This window comes from Luminiphilus sp. nBUS_16 (genome assembly GCF_051201645.1).
Lineage (GTDB): Bacteria > Pseudomonadota > Gammaproteobacteria > Pseudomonadales > Halieaceae > Luminiphilus.
This window is the reverse complement of sequence record NZ_CP179205.1, coordinates 1219819-1235102: the sequence shown is the minus strand read 5'-3', so window position 1 is coordinate 1235102 and position 15284 is coordinate 1219819. Positions and strand designations below refer to the sequence as shown.

Here is a 15284-nt window from a genome sequence, read left to right as displayed (position 1 = left end):
TAAATGAAGATAATGCAATGCCCCTTGAATGGGCCAAGAAACATTAGCGAGTTCGTTTACGGAGGGCAGGTTGAATCCATGCCAGATCCTCAGCAGTGCTCTGACAAAGACTGGGCGAGCTACGTATTCTATGACAACAATGCCATTGGTATCGTGCGGGAGTGGTGGCAACACGCCCCCAGTAGCTATTGGTTTATTGCCGAGCGCCATAATGCCAGCGACAACATTCTGCGTACCTATGACCCCGGTGAATTATTTGACGAACGCGTCGACTTCACAACTGGCGAGAACGAACCATGAGCCCCCCAAGACTCGAGCACCCCTTTGGCCAACTAATCGACCGTGATTCCCCGGTGACTTTTGAATTTGAGGGAGAAACCGTGCAGGGCTATGAGGGTGATAACGTTGCCTCTGCCCTACTGGGTCAGGGTCGCTGGCTGATCTCGCGCTCCTTTAAATACCACCGGCCCAGAGGGCCACTGTCACTAGCAGGTCACGACGCTAACACGCTAATACAGACCACCACCGCAGCCAACCGATTGGCTGAGGACCTGCCAGCCACAGAGCAAGAAGTCTTGTCGGGGCAAAACTATTGGGGCTCGTTAAAGACCGATTACTACGCCGTTCTAGACCGCCTAGGACGCTTTATGCCGGTAGGCTTCTACTACCGGGCCTTCTTCAAACCTCAAGGTGTTTGGCGCTTTTGGGAAAATATCATCCGTAGTGCGGCAGGCTTGGGGGTTGCTAATCTCGAGGTCGAGGCCCGTTACTCCGACAAGCAATATTTGTTTTGTGACGTGGCTGTTATTGGCGCAGGCCCCGCGGGACTTAACGCCGCCCTCACGGCCGCCGCGGGCGGCGCTGAAGTGCTACTCATCGACGAACAAGAGCGTCTTGGTGGCGCACTCACCTATCATCGTTTTACTCTTGAGGATGACACTCGCGCCGAGACCCTAGAGGCTTTATCTAACGCGGTTGCCAATCACGACAAGATCCGCGTGCTGAGTGGCGCAACTTGCAATGCCTGGTTTAGCGATCACTACCTGCCGGTTTTTCAAGGTGACCGCCTCTACAAAGTACGGGCAACAACCTGTGTGTTGGCGACCGGTAGTAGTGAGCAACCGGTTGTGTTTCGAAACAATGATTTGCCAGGTATCGTTCTGTGCAGTGGCCTTGAGCGCCTAATGATGCATCACGGAGTCTGCCCCGAGGGCCCCGCAGTCATTCTGGCAGGCAATGACGATGCATATTTAACGGCTATTACAGCCGCGGATGCGGGCTTATCCATCGCGGGGGTTGTCGATCTCCGGCCGGAGCCTGATGACTCGGCACTGCCTACGGCACTCAGTAAACGCGGCATAACGCTCTATCAGAACGCGACGGTTTATGAAGCCCATAGCGATAAGTCAGGGGCGCAGCTGGGAGCCGTCACAGTTCATCCTATCGCAGGTAAAGGCAAGGTAGGCGCAACCGCCACTCATCTAGAGTGTCGTCTGCTCGCCATGTCTGCGGGGTTTATGCCCGCCTATCAACTGGCTTGTCATGGCGGCGCTAAACTGGCGTATCACGATGACAAGAGTGAATTTACCCTCACAGAATTGCCAGAGGGAATGCTCCTCGCCGGTAGTGTTAACAGCACTCATGATTTACAGGCTGTCTGTGCCGATGGCCGCAATGCCGGTCGCGGTGCCCTGCGCGCCTTGGCCTTGGAAGCCGATAACGATGAAACGGTTCACTGTGAACGTCACGTCAATCACCCCTGGCCCATTTTCAAACATTCCAAGGGAAGAGAATTTGTCGACTTTGACGAAGACTTGCAGATTAAGGACATCGTCAACAGCGCAAGGCTAGGCTACCGTGACATTCAGTTGGTTAAACGCTATTCCACTGTAGGTATGGGGCCCTCTCAAGGGCGTCACTCGGCACTGACCACTGCCCGACTGATCGCAGATGCCACCGAGCGCACCGTCACTGAGACCGGTGTGACCACAGCGCGCCCTCCGGTGAAACCCGAATCACTAGGGGTTCTTGCAGGTCGACGTTTTCATCCCATCAGAAAAACTCCGATGGACCAGCGTCACCGAGCGCTGGGGGCCCATATGATTCCCGCGGGCAGCTGGCGCCGCCCCGCCTTTTACGGGGATCTCGGTCATCGAACCGCCAATATTGCCGCCGAAGCCCACGCGGTACGAAACGGCGTGGGTATGATCGACGTCAGTACGCTGGGAGGCATTGAACTACGTGGCCCCGATGCCGCCGAATTCATGAATCGCATTTATACTTATGGATTCCTAAAACAGCCCGTAGGAAAAACACGCTACGCCGCACTCGCCAATGAACAAGGCGTGATCATTGATGACGGCGTCGCCGCGCGCTTGGCGGAAGATCATTTTTATGTCACCGCAACTACCACGGGTGTTGACCGGGTCTACAGTGAAATGTTGCGCTGGAATGCACAGTGGCGGCTGGACCTAGACATCGCACAGGTGACCTCTGCCTTCTCTGCGGTCAACGTGGCTGGGCCCTTCTCCCGCGACGTATTGGAACAGGCCGGCTGCAATATTGAACTATCTTCCGAGGCCTTCCCCTATCTCGCCTGCCGCGAGGGTACGGTTGCGGGAATTCCCGCTAGGCTTATGCGAGTTGGCTTTGTGGGCGAGCTCGGCTTTGAGCTTCACGTACCGAGTCTGATGGCGCAAACCCTCTGGGACAAGCTGATGGTCGCGGGTGAACCCTTCAATATAAAGCCGTTTGGCGTCGAAACTCAGCGCTTACTTCGGTTGGAAAAGGGCCACATCATTATTGGACAGGACACCGATGGCATGAGTCATCCCGGGGAAGTGGGATTGGCATGGGCTATTAATAGGAAGAAGCCTTTTTTTGTAGGCCGACGCTCGGTTGATATCCTAATGTCACAACCCTTAAAGCGTCAGCTGGTGGGCTTTACTCTATCCTCCTCAGCGCCACAGCCTGAAGAAGGCCATTTGGTGTTACGTGAAGGTGATATTGTCGGGACAGTAACCTCCTGCGAGTACTCCCCCACCCTGACTAAGGTAATAGGGCTTGCCTATGTGCACCCCGCTGATGCCGAGCCCGGCAGCACCATTACGATACGGACCGCCAACGGTGTTTGCGTGCAAGCACCCATCGTCACCCTCCCCTTTTATGATCCGGGCAATGAGAGGCAGCAGCTATGACCTCAATCCTCGTTAGTCCCTTACGATGCCCAACGTCTGAAGTTGGCAATCCCGATGAGTCACTTTGGCTTCATGACTTGAGCCTTGCCACTCGTTCAGGGGTGAGAGGTGTGCAGGCGCGTGAATGGCTCAAATCAGAATCATTTCCCCACGAGCTTCAGCCCAACACCATTGAAACGCTGACAGACAACCGTCTGCTAATGGCCCTAAGCACTCGGGAGTTCTGGCTCTTGGACCCCGACAACCCAAGCCAGGACACTGAGTCAACGTTTGAGCGAAGGGAGCCCGGGGTCTGGCCGCTGTACAATCAAAACAGCCATGCTTGGTTGGTGCTTTCAGGAGAGCCCCGAGCCGATATGCTAGCGAAACTTTGTGGTGTCGATCTGCGGCCCACGGCCTTTCCGCTTGGCTCCGTTGCGCAAACTCAAATGGCACTGGTCTCGACTGTCATCGCGCACCATCTGTGGCGCGGTAAGCCCGTATTTTCGCTATTTATTGACCAAAGTCTGGCTGACTTCGCCTGGCAAGCACTGCAAGACGCCATGGCTGAATTCAACGCCGCGCGGTAAGCCGGCCTGAGCCGTTGCAGAGGCAAACCCAAGTAATGCATTGCCAGGCGCTCGCCTCAAGTCGCCGTTGATCAGCACGCGCCGCAAAACTTACCACCGCAACCTTTAACGCAGGGCATCACTCAACGCGTGAAGGAAGCTTCGGTTTAATCGGTGACTGATGGCGGCCGAAGGTGTAAACACCTCACCAGCGTGATACATGCCAGGAAACAATGCCAACTCTGTGGGTATATTTGCGTCCATCAACCGGCGGGCATACCCGATGACCTCGTCGCGAAACAAATCCTCTACACCCACATTGAGATACGCAGGCGGCAGCCCTGATACATCGCTTGCTCTTGCTGGCGCCGCCATGGGTGACGCCGCTTCACCGGGGGTTCCGTTTAAGTACATTTCCCAGGCACTAAACGATGCTTTGCGCGTCCAGATCGGATGATTCTCAAACTGCCCCGACTCGGTCGCGTGTAAGTTATCGAGCATGGGATAAATTAGCAGTTGTAAACGCAGAGGGTAATTGGCGGCCTCGCGATTTTTCAGCGCCAACCCTGCAGCAAGACCACCTCCGGCACTGGCACCGCCAATGGCGACACAACTCGGGTCAATGCCCAGGCTATCGGCCTCCTGCATAAGCCAGCTCAGTACGTTGTAACAGTCATTTAAACCTGCAGGAAAGGGCTGCTCGGGGGCCAAACGGTAATCGACAGAAAATACCGTGATGTCACACTCATGGGCAATAGTCTTGGAGCGCTCGTCATCTGCAGCACCCATGACATAACCTCCACCATGGATCCACAGTAATGCAGGCTGATTGGCCCGGTCGGTTTTACGATAGACATGCACAGTTACAGGCCCCTCAGAAGTGTCAACCGCTTCAACCCTTTGCAACAACCCGCTGGGAGGTGCAGGCCTAGGCGTCTCAGCCATTAAGGCCCTGATTTCAGCAATGTTGTCGCGGGTAATATCCAACGCGGGGAAGCTCTCGAGAATGGGTAATAACTCGGGATCAAGCCTGCTGTAATCAAGTTGCATCAATAGTGTCTCCTGTCAGGTACCGACGATTGAATCAGGTGGTTTGTGCCAGCTCGGTGATTAGGTCAATCAGGCTTTGAGGCACCTCAACGCCGTCGGCTTCATGCTTAGCCCGAAGCTGCGCACGACGCTCACCGGGGATTCGAACATCATTGTCCTCAGTGAGTGCTGCAAACATGGTCTCCAAGTGGTTCGTGAAATTACCGGCAAGGAAATTGGGGTCAATAGCAATAATCGTTTGGCCCACATTCGGCGGGCCGCCGTCGGTGTTGGCAAACATCGAAGCCTCGTAAGAACAATTGCTGCCGGTCAACACCCCCGCCAGCACGTCTACCATGAGACCCAAACCAAAGCCTTTTGGCCCACCCATGGGCAACTGTGCACCCTTCAAACCTGCAGCAGGGTCCGTGGTGGGATTGCCATCAACGTCAATGGCATGCCCCGGTTCAATCTCTCGACCTTCCGCTGCAGCTTTTACCAAATTAACCCGAGCGGTAGAGGCCGTCGCCATGTCGACAACCAAAGGTTCATCTGTGCCCCGAGGGGCGCCAAAAGCAAAAGGATTGGTACCAAAAAATGGCACTTTGCCGCCGTGAGCCGCGACCGCTTTTGAGCTGTTAGCAAACATCAGCGAAACCAAACCCTGCTGGGCCAACCGCCGTACAAACCATCCCAACACGCCAGCGGAAGAGGATTGATGAATAGCCAGCATGGCTACCCCCTGCTCTCTGGCGGTCTCGATAAGACGCTGCTCACCCACCATGTAGGCATGATGACAAAAACCAAAATCAGCATCGACTACCGTGGACGCAGCCGATGTCTTAACGACTGAGGGCTGGGCATTGGGTTTCACCTTGCCCACTTTTAAATGTTTTAAGTACAGATGGATGTAACCCAAACCGACATTGCGGATGCCCTCGGCCTCGGCCTCAGCAATCTCTGCGGCCACGATGGCGGCCTGCTCCTCACTGGCACCCACTGCGAGCAGTGACTCCTGACAAAGGGTCTCTATTGCTTGCAACGATAAGACAGGCATGGGCCTTTCCTCTTTGATTTTTTATTGATCGGGACACAACATTGAGCCGGCAAATTATTGCCACGTGCGCAGCCGCATAATCAGCGGCACATTATGTCGTATTCTTGGTTAGAGAAGAAATAGACGCATCACTTGCACGGGCAAAAAAGCCTTCGGGCTTTTACCGCTGATTTCTGCGCCATAGAGGCGGGGCTGCAGATGACGCCAGCCCCAATTGAGTCAACCTATTTTGGGGCGGATTCCGGTTGATACTGATAGTAACCGGCCACCGGAATCATCAGGTGGGCGTAGTCGGTCCCGGAAAACATTACGTAAGGCGCACCCGTATTGAAGTCGGTGGGGAAGTGGGCCAATGAGGCAGGATCCATGGGCATCAACATGAGGTGGGGGCCTGACTCGATCCATTCCCCGGGTGCCGCATCGGCCTCGTCGAACACGGCGGGCTTGGTGTTGTCCTCGCCCATATCACCGTGCAGCATCCACATGAAGGTATCCCGGGTCATTTGGGGCTTTTCGCCCGTCATATAACCGGCCATCCACTTCATGCCCTCTCCATCATGGCAAGCTGCCATCGCCTCGTGGGCCGAGCTCCACCCCGCCGCAGGGACTGGCCTGGGGTTAGCTGACTGACAGGTCCAGCCATTACTCCCCTCGCGCAGAACATCTCCGCTGATGCCAATGATCGTTGCAGACCGACCAATAAATTCAGGGGCGGCTGTGCTGTAGGCCTCAATTTGCCAAGCTGCAGATCGATGGTCTGCCGCTGTTGTTTGGTGATGCTCCGCGGCCGCATGTACTGCTGAAACGGTCAGGATTAGCGTTGCTATTGTTTTTGTTTTCATCGCACTGTCCTCTTGTCAAACCTATGCTTAAGGGTTTACTTCTCTGTGTTACTACATGAAGCCGTGGTCATCGCCAAGCCTAACCACGCTAAGTAGTTGTCTTGGTGGCCCTTTTTGCCAACCCCATCGCAATTCTCAAGGAGGGCCTTTTTCTTGAGGTCTGTCAGAGCACCGGTCTTTTTCGTGGGCTTTTGAGAGCTGATTAGCGCCGCTTATACCAAAATTTCAGCGGGTTGATTGGCGCCATCAACACCAAGGCTTCATCGCTCACTGCCCCTTTAACATTTGCTGCTGCGCAGATCCGTAAATCTTTTAGTTGCAAAAGCGCTCCTCGTCCGCCGCCTTTACCCCCTGACTCCGCACAAAAGTGATAAGCCCTTACAAGTGCAGTCGCTTTCTGTAGGATGAGGCCTAAGAAAATAACGGGTGGCCAAGCTATGCTTAGACCATGAAGTACTACCTGGCCGGGTTACTCCTCCTCGCGGGCTGCAGTACCCCCGAGAAAACGTCCGTCACTGCAGAGGCCGTGCCGTTCTTCCCCGTCTGTGTGGCAGAAGAGTCCGGCGGCTTTCGTGAACGACATTACACTCGGCAGTACATTGGCCTACAGGAAAGCAGCGATCGGGGGATTATCGATGCAGATTGCATTGCCGTAGAGCCCTGAGGAAAAGCCCATGCAACTTGGCGAAACACCAAAATTAAAAACACGGGCATGTCGTGTGTAGCCCAACTCAAATCTCTGCTGTATACTCTCGCCGCGGCGGCCTGCTCGAATAGGCCGACGGGTAGCCCTTGAGTTTTCACGCATCTGGGGCCGCTCGAAGAGCCGCAAATTTAGCGCCTGTAGCTCAGCTGGATAGAGTACCTGACTACGAATCAGGGTGTCGGAGGTTCGAATCCTTCCAGGCGCGCCATATAAAACAAAGAGGATCAACAGCTTATGGCGTTGGTCCTTTTTTGTGCGTGGGGAAGACTAGTCGCACGGGTTAATGGCGGGTTAAAAACACATGCCTGTTCGGTTGCGACTTGCACAGTCTCGCATAGCAGGGTTACCCCCCTACCCCACCTCCTAGGGGCGATCTAAAACGTAGTCAAAGAATCAATTTCAACAACCCGTATAAAATTTTGGGATTCCCGCGGATGAGGGTTATGCCTGGAAAAGCTGGTTAATGTGCCTCGAGAGAAATCGATAATCTGCTACAGGCCTTTCTTGATCCCTGAGCATTTTTTGCCTCTTGGCGCTGCATGACGTAGACATACGTCCCAGCGATAAAGGCGAGGGCTGGCTCGACTTCAAAGTGCACCCCGTGCATCGACTACCGCAAAGTCACCAGCTCCAACGGTGAGCCCGAAAAACGTCCGGTTGTGGAAATGCAGCTGGCCTTAGGAGGCCCCACTTTCTGACCGAGGTCACCCTCACTAACCGGGACGGTATGGGGTTGCGCATGCTCATTGGCCGGCAATCTCTGAAGAAACGTTTTATTGTCGACCCCAGCCTGTCGCTTTGCTGCGGCACCGAAGACGAAACCGAGCTTTACCCGAAAGCCAGCCGGTAGCGCCCAAGGTAATAGCTGCCTAAAGACCAAAGGGCAGAAAAGAAAATAGCCGCGCGCTGAAAAACACGGAGGGCCGGCATGAAATAACGGCCCTCACCGGCAGATGAGAGCCTCATCGTGATGGCAACCGCTACTCAGCGAGGAAAAGTCGTCAGAGAAAAACCCTGCGGATTGGGGTACGCCTTAATACTCGCCTGGTACTCCCCCACGATTTTCATATAAGCGCCAATTACCCACGCCTCGGTACCGACCACATTCATCTCTTCACGAGGATCCCGAGCGATATTGAAAATCGCGGGATAGCCGGTTCCTTCTGCGCGAGTGGCATACACGCCATGGGCTGAAGGATTACCAGAGGACGCAATAATCTGCTTAGGGTAGAGCCGCCAGTGCCGCCAGCGTACTGCAGCGATCTCACCGTCAATGAAAGCGAGGTAATCTTCCCGCGCCGATTTTTCGCTGACGCCCATGAAAAAGGGAAGTTGATTGCGGCCATCGATGGCTCGATCCGCGGGCAAAGAGTCATTCACTAAAGCGGCAAACGTCGGCAGAAAATCATGGATTGATACCATCTCGTTACTTTTACGAGCAGGAATTTTGCCAGGCCAGCGCACCATGCCCGGCACGCGCAAGGATCCTTCTAAGACATCCCCCACCTCGCCCCTAAAGGGGCCCGCTGAGCTCCCCAAAAAATCGTGGTTATTACCCTCGTGTGCGACGGGACCGTTGTCAGAGATATAAACCACAATAGTGTTGTCGGAGATTCCCGCTGCATCAATTGCATCCAGCACCACACCGACACTGTGGTCGTGCTCGATGAACATGTCACCGTAGCGACCCGCCGCTGATCGCCCACGAAACGCGTCAGACACGCCCGTCGGATAATGGACGCTCGACCAACCTACGTAGAGGAAGAAAGGCGCCTCCTCTTGAGCTTTGGCTTCGATGAATTGGCTTGCCGCGCGAGCGATATCACCCTCAATGCGATCGCGGTAAGCCAGATCATAGGGCCTGACCCGCTCGAGCTCACCCGCCTCGTTGGAAGCCCAGATATAAGGTTGCGACTTTTGTATAGCCGCCTCAGACATCCCTGATCTGCGCATGGATTCGGGGTACAGCGTGCCATCAGTCGTCTCCAAAATGCCAACATCATAGGAATCAAAGCCTTGATTCGTCGGCAGACTCTGCGCCTCCTGGCCAAGATGCCACTTACCCATCATGCCCGTGGCGTAACCCTGTTTTTTGAAGAGTTCAGCGATGGTGAATTCCTCATCTTTGAGAGTCTGAGGAGTACCCGCGACGATAATGCTATTTAGGCCAGATCGAACACTGTAGCGACCTGTCATTAAGCCAGCCCGCGACGGGGTACAGCCAGGCTCTACAAAAAACTGAGTCAGCATCAATCCATCAGCGGCCAACGAATCAAGGTTCGGAGAGGGGGTGCCTAATATTTCACCACCGCCATAGGCGCCAATATCACCAAAGCCCAAATTATCTGCCAGCATCAGGACAACGTTGGGACGCTCAGCCGCTATTGTGGCGTGCGCCCATACCGAGACACACACCACCCCCAACGCAATCAAACCTGTTTTCAATAACATCCGCATCATCACACTCTCCTGAGCGACTCGCTCGACATCACTACCATAACCAAATCGGCGCGGGGCGCCCCAGTGCACCCCTCACTGCCCACGTTCTATAAAGCCTAGAGTCTACTGATTGTTGCAGCCCAATAACAAACATTTGTTTGTTTTGTCACTTTTTGAACCAAAAATAGTGACAACCCGTGGTACCTTAGACGCTTAAGAAGGCATCAAAACACGGCGGGCTGCCCGACAAAAACCACGGACCGGCCACTCAAATACGAAGATCAAGCACCGGAGCTATACCCGATGACCCTACAAAAAAAACTTTACCGAAGCGGACCCTATGCCGACCTCTTCAGCCAGGGGGTTCAGGTGGGCAACACCCTATATCTAGCCGGTCAGGTAGGCATGGATGACGGCGGCTCAGTCCCTGAGGACCTGTTATCGCAAATGAAACTCGCTTATCAGAGCGTCGCATCTGTTCTCGCAGAATTCGGGGCTGACATGGATAACATCGTCGATGAAACTTGGTTCGTAACCGACGTCAATGACTGTATGGCTCAGGTCGAGGCATTGTTTACCGAGCGACACATGATCTACGGCAAGGCACCCGAAGTCAGCCAGACCCTGGTACAAATTGGGGCGTTAGTGGATCCGGCGCTAAAAATCGAAATCAAATGCATCGCGGTACTTGGATAAACAGGAGTAACCGACATGCCCGAAATCAAGCACTTTGCCATGGGAACCGACGCGCACACCATTGTGGACGCCATTAAAGAAGATGGCGCAATCATCCTCGATAACGTCGTCAGCACGGAATTCATCGCCGCACTGAGAGAGGAGACAGACCCTTACATGGAGGGGTCCAATCTCGGCTTTGACGATTTTGCCGGTTTTAAAACGACGCGCACCGGTGGCCTGATGGTGCGCTCAGAAAAATGTCGCGAACTGATCGCTCACCAAGATATCCTGGCGGCATCTGAGCTTTTTTTGAAGCCCTACTGCCAGAGGGTGCAACTGCATCTGACACAGATCATCCGTATCAGCCCTGGTGAAACCGCACAACTGATCCATCGCGATCGTTGGGCGTGGGGCAAGCACCTTGCGCACGTCGAACCCCAGTTCAATACCATCTGGGCGATTACCGACTTCACCTCTGAGAACGGTGCGACTCAGGTTGTGCCGGGCAGCACCCAATGGCCTGACGATGCGCAAATTAGCCCAGAACAAATCACGACGGCAGAAATGAAAGCGGGCTCTGTACTCCTGTACTCAGGGTCCGTTTTTCATGGTGGTGGCGAAAACCGCAGCAAACACGATCGCATCGGTATCAATATTACCTATACGTTAGGGTGGTTGCGGCAGGAGGAAAATCAATATCTGACCTGCCCTCCAGCGATCGCTAAAGATCTCTCCCAACCGCTTCAAGAATTAATTGGTTACTCGATGGGCCAGTATGCCTTGGGCTACTTCACCCCCCCAGGTCAACCGGGAGAACACCCTGAAATAGTGCCCCCACAATATGCGCTTGGGCATAACATTGAGACTAGCATGCTCGGTACTTCGGATGAATTAGACGCGCTGCAGGCGGAAATTGGCACACCGTCAGACTGAGTGCCGTCGTTTACCGCAAAACCAAGCTGGTCGATTATTTCAGAGGTGGCCGCCTAAATGGTGGGTGCCAGAAATGCTCGGCCAAAACCCCTTTACTTGCGAGGCTCAGCACCATGAGTGAGCTGCCACCTTCTTCTTGAGTCTTGCCATCGCAGACTTATGCGCGCTGTTAGTTATCCTGCCCTTGGTGTTACGAATCAGGCAACATGACGACCGTCATCTAGCGGCTGCATGCGCCCACGAGTAAATTTGGCATGACGCTTTGACCTTTGGTTATAGCGAGGTATTTTCTTGTGCGTCGCGTTCAGCTCTGGGCTATCCTCTCACTTAAAAATTGACCACAAAAAGTAGGTATTTATGACACAGGTAAAATCTGTGGTGTTAGCCAGACGCCCCCAAGGAAATCCAGTTGCTGAAGACTTTCAAGTTAACGTCTCTGAACTTCCTCCGCTTCGAGAAGGTGAACTTCTCTGCCGCAATCATTTCGTGTCGCTGGACGCGGGGTTTCGCAACTGGATGAACGAAGGATCGGGTGATGCCGTACTACCCGCTATGGAGCTGGGCGCGCCCGTTATTGGGCTGGTTTTAGGCGAGGTCATAGCGTCACTCAACCCACTTTACGCCGAGGGCGACATGCTTATGGCGCGATTTGCCTGGCAAACCCATAGTATTAGCGACGGCAATGATTTCATTGCAAGACTACCAACCACCTTAGAGTTTGACCCCGCAGCTTATATGGGCGTGCTTGGGGATACCGGAATGTCTGCATACTTTGGTATGACCGATATACTCAAACCGACAGCAAAGGACTGTGTGCTGATCAGTGGCGCCGGTGGTGCGGTAGGCTCTATCGCCGGACAGCTGGCAAAAAAGACAGGAGCTCGCGTGGTGGGGCTAGTTGGCTCTGAAGAAAAAGGCCAATGGATCTGCGACGTGTTGGGCTACGACGCGGCGGTGGTTCGCACCGGTGCCGACAGCCTGAGTGAGGCCATCAGCAAAGTTTGCCCTGAGGGTGTTGATGCCTTTTTTGATAACGTCGGCGGTGCGACGCTAGAGGCCGCTATTGCAAATATGAACCATCGTGGACGCATGGCCTTATGCGGCGCCGTATCAGGCTACGGCGTTCCAGCCCATGGCCCTAACAACCTCTTTGAAATCGTTACCAAAGAAATTCGTGCGGAAGGCTTCATGACCCACTTTCGCCATGACCGCTATGAAGAGGCACGCGAGGCCTTGTCTGAGGGTTTACGCAGCGGCGCCTTGGCATCACCCGAATATCGTCTCAAGGGTATCGATCAAATAGGACAAGCTTACGCTGATCTTTTTGCTGGGCGTAATTTCGGCAAAACCGTTGTAGAACTTTAAGACGATGCTTAGCGCTATAAACAGCTGCTGCATTACCTGGGTGGGCTGCCTTTTACACTCAGGCAACGGCAGGCCCAAATAGTGAACAAACATGATTTGTCCCTGACATGAAAGATCAACTGATTTACCAACAACGCCTCTGTAAATTGAATCCGCTGAAACAGCTGACAACCCTCGCGTTGCTGCTCATGCTGCAAGCCTGTGCGATCACACCAGATATAGGCACGCAGCAAGTCAAAGGCGTGACTGTCTGCGACACTTATTTGCTGTTTAGCATGTGTGTTCAAGACATAGACGGCGATGACACCGTCGATATGGTTTACTTCACCGACACAAAAGAAGCGTTTATGTATCAGGAGGGAAAGCAGGCTTTAGTCGGAAAAGTACTCCCCTTCCATCGATGTGCCGTGCCATTAGATACCGGCATGCAGGCGACAACTAACCGGCTCCTAGAGCGAGACACCTTGAGCCTGACTGAGGAGATCAGCATAACCAAGGAACTGATCGTCAACTACGCCTCGGCAAAGCCAGAAATCGATGCTTGCAACGCACGCTTTGAAGATGCAGAGAGTGATAGCAAACAGCAAACGCCCGACTTCTCTCAATTCGAAGAGGACTGGGAGCAACAATCACCCCCTGATTAACGCACTAAGCCAGTGTCACGTCATCACAAGGTCGCTGCGAAAGTACCTTGGGACAGAAAGTTGCTGGCTTGAGTTCCCTATTTTTGTGCCAAGTTAGCGCCGAACAGCACCCAGTTTCTGAAGCGCCCAGCACTCCTAATCACTTTACAAAACGGTAGTCACTGACGTCAATCTGCTGAGTGCGTCGCTTGTATTCAAGCCAGGGACCTGGCCAGTTATTGGTGTTGACCCCGCTTTCGGTAACATACCAACTGTTGCACCCCCCCTGGGTCCAAACGGTTTCAGCACTGCGCTCTTCCATCTCATTACGCCACCGCTTAAGCGCTTCGGCTTCCAGATCTAGATAACGGTAGCCACCTGCACACAAGCGCTCAACCGCGTCGAGAATGTAGTTGTATTGGCACTCGTTTGAGTAAGGCACTGAGCCAGAGCCATGGTTAGTGTTGGGGCCATACATCATAAAAAAATTGGGGAACCCTGCAACGGTGGTACCCAGATAAGCCTCAGGGCGCCCATCCCAAACCTCGCTGAGCTCACGACCTTCAAGCCCTCGGATTTCCATAGGCGCGACAAAATCTAAAGGTTGGAAACCGGTGCCCCAAATAATAACGTCCGCAGGCCGCTCAACGCCTTCAGCGTCAACGAGTCCAGTCGCGGTAACACGAGGTGCTTTCCCATGTACCAATTCAACATTGTCGCGCTTAAGCGTTGGGTACCAATCATTTGTAAACAATGCTCGCTTACAACCAATTTGGTAGTCAGGGGTCGCCTTTGCCAACAATTTAGGATATTCGCCCAGCTCTTTGCGGCGATAGGCATTCGACAATTTAGCCATAGGCTTCAAGACCCAATGACGATTCGTGAAACCGTAGGTGAGAATTTCAAACACTGAGAAGAAAAAGCGACGACTCAATCCGACACGCGCAGGGACCTTCCGAAATAGGCGCTTTTCCCACTCCGGATACTCGCGATCAAACTTATGCATGATCCATGGAGCCGAGCGCTGATAGATGTCGAGCTGCCCCGCCTGTTTCGCGATTTCGGGAACAAACTGAATAGCACTGGCACCGGTGCCTACAACCGCGACACGCTTGCCCGTCAGGTCACAATCATGATCCCAATTTGCCGAATGAAAGGTGGGCCCCTCAAACGTGTCAATGCCCTCAAGCTTGGGAATCGCCGGATTTGAAAGCTGCCCACAAGCCGCAACGACAAGATCAAAGTTTCGACGCTCACCGTCGCTTGTCCTCACCTGCCAAGACCCAACCTCGGCGTCAAACTCAGCGCTCTCAACACCCGTGTTACAGCGTAAATGCGGGCGTACCCCAAAGTCGTCAACCAGCGTATTGAGGTACTGTTCGATATCGGCTTGTGGTGCATAGCGCCGCGACCATTCGGTGCCAGGAGCGAAAGAAAAAGAATATAAGTGCGACGGCACATCGCAGGCCGCGCCGGGATACGTGTTGGCATGCCAAACACCACCAACGCCTCCACTCCGCTCGAAGACGGTAAGGTCCGTTACACCGGCCTGCAACAGGCGAATGGCCGCGCCAACGCCCCCAAAACCACCGCCCACTATTGCCACTGAAAGGTCAGATGCAACTTTGCCATTTATCTGATCTGTCATATCTTGGTTTCCTCAAACTTAAAATTTTTGTCGGCGCCACTGTGGCTGTTGGGGATAAAAACCTATTTCTAGCGTTTCGCTACTGCACTCAGTAATTTTTTCAGCCGACTGGCGACTGAGCCGGCAGCAAAAAAAATTCATTATAGACCTTAGAAATGGCGGCGATGTTCCACTGCAACACTAAAACCTGCTGCCATTGAAAAAATGCCTACCCGAGAC

Annotated in this window: 13 protein-coding genes and 1 tRNA gene; 9 read left to right on the top strand and 5 right to left on the bottom strand. The window is 53.8% G+C overall.

Annotated features, from left to right (window positions below; genetic code table 11):
• Nucleotides 1–3 precede the first annotated feature (3 nt).
• From ACMAY6_RS05470 to ACMAY6_RS05460, 3 genes are read left to right on the top strand one after another with little or no spacing between them, the layout of a single operon-like run.
• On the top strand, nt 4–300 hold the full coding sequence (locus ACMAY6_RS05470; RefSeq protein ID WP_435215130.1) for a sarcosine oxidase subunit delta: 297 nt from the start codon (nt 4–6) through the stop codon (nt 298–300).
• Complete coding sequence (locus tag ACMAY6_RS05465; RefSeq protein ID WP_435215128.1) at nt 297–3197, top strand: glycine cleavage T C-terminal barrel domain-containing protein; 2901 nt, start codon at nt 297–299, stop codon at nt 3195–3197. The genes ACMAY6_RS05470 and ACMAY6_RS05465 overlap by 4 nt, the downstream gene beginning before the upstream one ends.
• Entirely contained in the window at nt 3194–3766 is a 573-nt protein-coding gene (locus tag ACMAY6_RS05460) for a sarcosine oxidase subunit gamma family protein (protein ID WP_435215126.1), read from the top strand. Before ACMAY6_RS05465 ends, ACMAY6_RS05460 begins: the two co-directional genes overlap by 4 nt.
• Before the next feature lie 105 nt (nt 3767–3871).
• Here the strand turns inward: ACMAY6_RS05460 and ACMAY6_RS05455 are convergent, their stop codons facing one another.
• The 3 genes from ACMAY6_RS05455 to ACMAY6_RS05445 all read right to left on the bottom strand — a co-directional run bounded on the left by ACMAY6_RS05455 (nt 3872) and on the right by ACMAY6_RS05445 (nt 6673).
• Complete coding sequence (locus ACMAY6_RS05455; protein ID WP_435215124.1) at nt 3872–4795, bottom strand: alpha/beta hydrolase; 924 nt, start codon at nt 4793–4795, stop codon at nt 3872–3874.
• A gap of 34 nt (nt 4796–4829) precedes the next feature.
• The gene (locus ACMAY6_RS05450) at nt 4830–5831 is read right to left on the bottom strand and encodes an Ldh family oxidoreductase (RefSeq protein ID WP_435215122.1); all 1002 of its coding nucleotides are present in this window, start codon (nt 5829–5831) and stop codon (nt 4830–4832) included.
• A 224-nt stretch (nt 5832–6055) separates the two neighbouring features.
• A complete protein-coding gene (locus tag ACMAY6_RS05445; protein ID WP_435215121.1) occupies nt 6056–6673 on the bottom strand; it encodes a hypothetical protein in 618 nt (205 codons plus the stop codon).
• 448 nt (nt 6674–7121) lie between these two features.
• Between ACMAY6_RS05445 and ACMAY6_RS05440 the strand changes: the two genes are divergently transcribed.
• Together ACMAY6_RS05440 and ACMAY6_RS05435 are read left to right on the top strand one after the other, a co-directional pair.
• Complete coding sequence (locus ACMAY6_RS05440) at nt 7122–7337, top strand: hypothetical protein (protein WP_435215119.1); 216 nt, start codon at nt 7122–7124, stop codon at nt 7335–7337.
• 173 nt (nt 7338–7510) lie between these two features.
• Nucleotides 7511–7587 (top strand) — tRNA-Arg (locus ACMAY6_RS05435).
• Nucleotides 7588–8363: 776 nt separating this feature from the next.
• On the opposite strand, the gene ACMAY6_RS05430 is transcribed toward ACMAY6_RS05435, so the two are convergent.
• Nucleotides 8364–9839 (bottom strand): sulfatase-like hydrolase/transferase, encoded by a 1476-nt coding sequence (locus ACMAY6_RS05430; protein ID WP_435215118.1) that lies wholly within the window; start codon nt 9837–9839, stop codon nt 8364–8366.
• Nucleotides 9840–10121: 282 nt separating this feature from the next.
• Between ACMAY6_RS05430 and ACMAY6_RS05425 the strand changes: the two genes are divergently transcribed.
• The 4 genes from ACMAY6_RS05425 to ACMAY6_RS05410 all read left to right on the top strand — a co-directional run bounded on the left by ACMAY6_RS05425 (nt 10122) and on the right by ACMAY6_RS05410 (nt 13438).
• Nucleotides 10122–10514, top strand: a complete 393-nt coding sequence (locus ACMAY6_RS05425) for a RidA family protein (protein WP_435215116.1) — start codon at nt 10122–10124, stop codon at nt 10512–10514.
• Nucleotides 10515–10529: 15 nt separating this feature from the next.
• On the top strand, nt 10530–11429 hold the full coding sequence (locus tag ACMAY6_RS05420) for a phytanoyl-CoA dioxygenase family protein (protein WP_435215114.1): 900 nt from the start codon (nt 10530–10532) through the stop codon (nt 11427–11429).
• A gap of 357 nt (nt 11430–11786) precedes the next feature.
• A complete protein-coding gene (locus tag ACMAY6_RS05415) occupies nt 11787–12794 on the top strand; it encodes an MDR family NADP-dependent oxidoreductase (protein ID WP_435215112.1) in 1008 nt (335 codons plus the stop codon).
• Between the two features lie 107 nt (nt 12795–12901).
• Nucleotides 12902–13438: a hypothetical protein gene (locus tag ACMAY6_RS05410; RefSeq protein ID WP_435215110.1), complete on the top strand. Its 537-nt coding sequence runs from the start codon at nt 12902–12904 to the stop codon at nt 13436–13438.
• Nucleotides 13439–13577: 139 nt separating this feature from the next.
• Here the strand turns inward: ACMAY6_RS05410 and ACMAY6_RS05405 are convergent, their stop codons facing one another.
• Nucleotides 13578–15065, bottom strand: coding sequence for a flavin-containing monooxygenase (locus ACMAY6_RS05405; RefSeq protein ID WP_435215108.1), 1488 nt, complete (start codon nt 15063–15065; stop codon nt 13578–13580).
• Nucleotides 15066–15284: the final 219 nt, after the last annotated feature.

Bases quoted from the DNA above. Each gene is read 5' to 3' on its own strand.
- ACMAY6_RS05470 (WP_435215130.1), top strand. From the start codon at position 4: ATGAAGATAATGCAATGCCCCTTGAATGGGCCAAGAAACATTAGCGAG.
- ACMAY6_RS05465 (WP_435215128.1), top strand. From the start codon at position 297: ATGAGCCCCCCAAGACTCGAGCACCCCTTTGGCCAACTAATCGACCGT.
- ACMAY6_RS05460 (WP_435215126.1), top strand. From the start codon at position 3,194: ATGACCTCAATCCTCGTTAGTCCCTTACGATGCCCAACGTCTGAAGTT.
- ACMAY6_RS05455 (WP_435215124.1), bottom strand. From the start codon at position 4,795: ATGCAACTTGATTACAGCAGGCTTGATCCCGAGTTATTACCCATTCTC.
- ACMAY6_RS05450 (WP_435215122.1), bottom strand. From the start codon at position 5,831: ATGCCTGTCTTATCGTTGCAAGCAATAGAGACCCTTTGTCAGGAGTCA.
- ACMAY6_RS05445 (WP_435215121.1), bottom strand. From the start codon at position 6,673: ATGAAAACAAAAACAATAGCAACGCTAATCCTGACCGTTTCAGCAGTA.
- ACMAY6_RS05440 (WP_435215119.1), top strand. From the start codon at position 7,122: ATGAAGTACTACCTGGCCGGGTTACTCCTCCTCGCGGGCTGCAGTACC.
- ACMAY6_RS05430 (WP_435215118.1), bottom strand. From the start codon at position 9,839: ATGATGCGGATGTTATTGAAAACAGGTTTGATTGCGTTGGGGGTGGTG.
- ACMAY6_RS05425 (WP_435215116.1), top strand. From the start codon at position 10,122: ATGACCCTACAAAAAAAACTTTACCGAAGCGGACCCTATGCCGACCTC.
- ACMAY6_RS05420 (WP_435215114.1), top strand. From the start codon at position 10,530: ATGCCCGAAATCAAGCACTTTGCCATGGGAACCGACGCGCACACCATT.
- ACMAY6_RS05415 (WP_435215112.1), top strand. From the start codon at position 11,787: ATGACACAGGTAAAATCTGTGGTGTTAGCCAGACGCCCCCAAGGAAAT.
- ACMAY6_RS05410 (WP_435215110.1), top strand. From the start codon at position 12,902: ATGAAAGATCAACTGATTTACCAACAACGCCTCTGTAAATTGAATCCG.
- ACMAY6_RS05405 (WP_435215108.1), bottom strand. From the start codon at position 15,065: ATGACAGATCAGATAAATGGCAAAGTTGCATCTGACCTTTCAGTGGCA.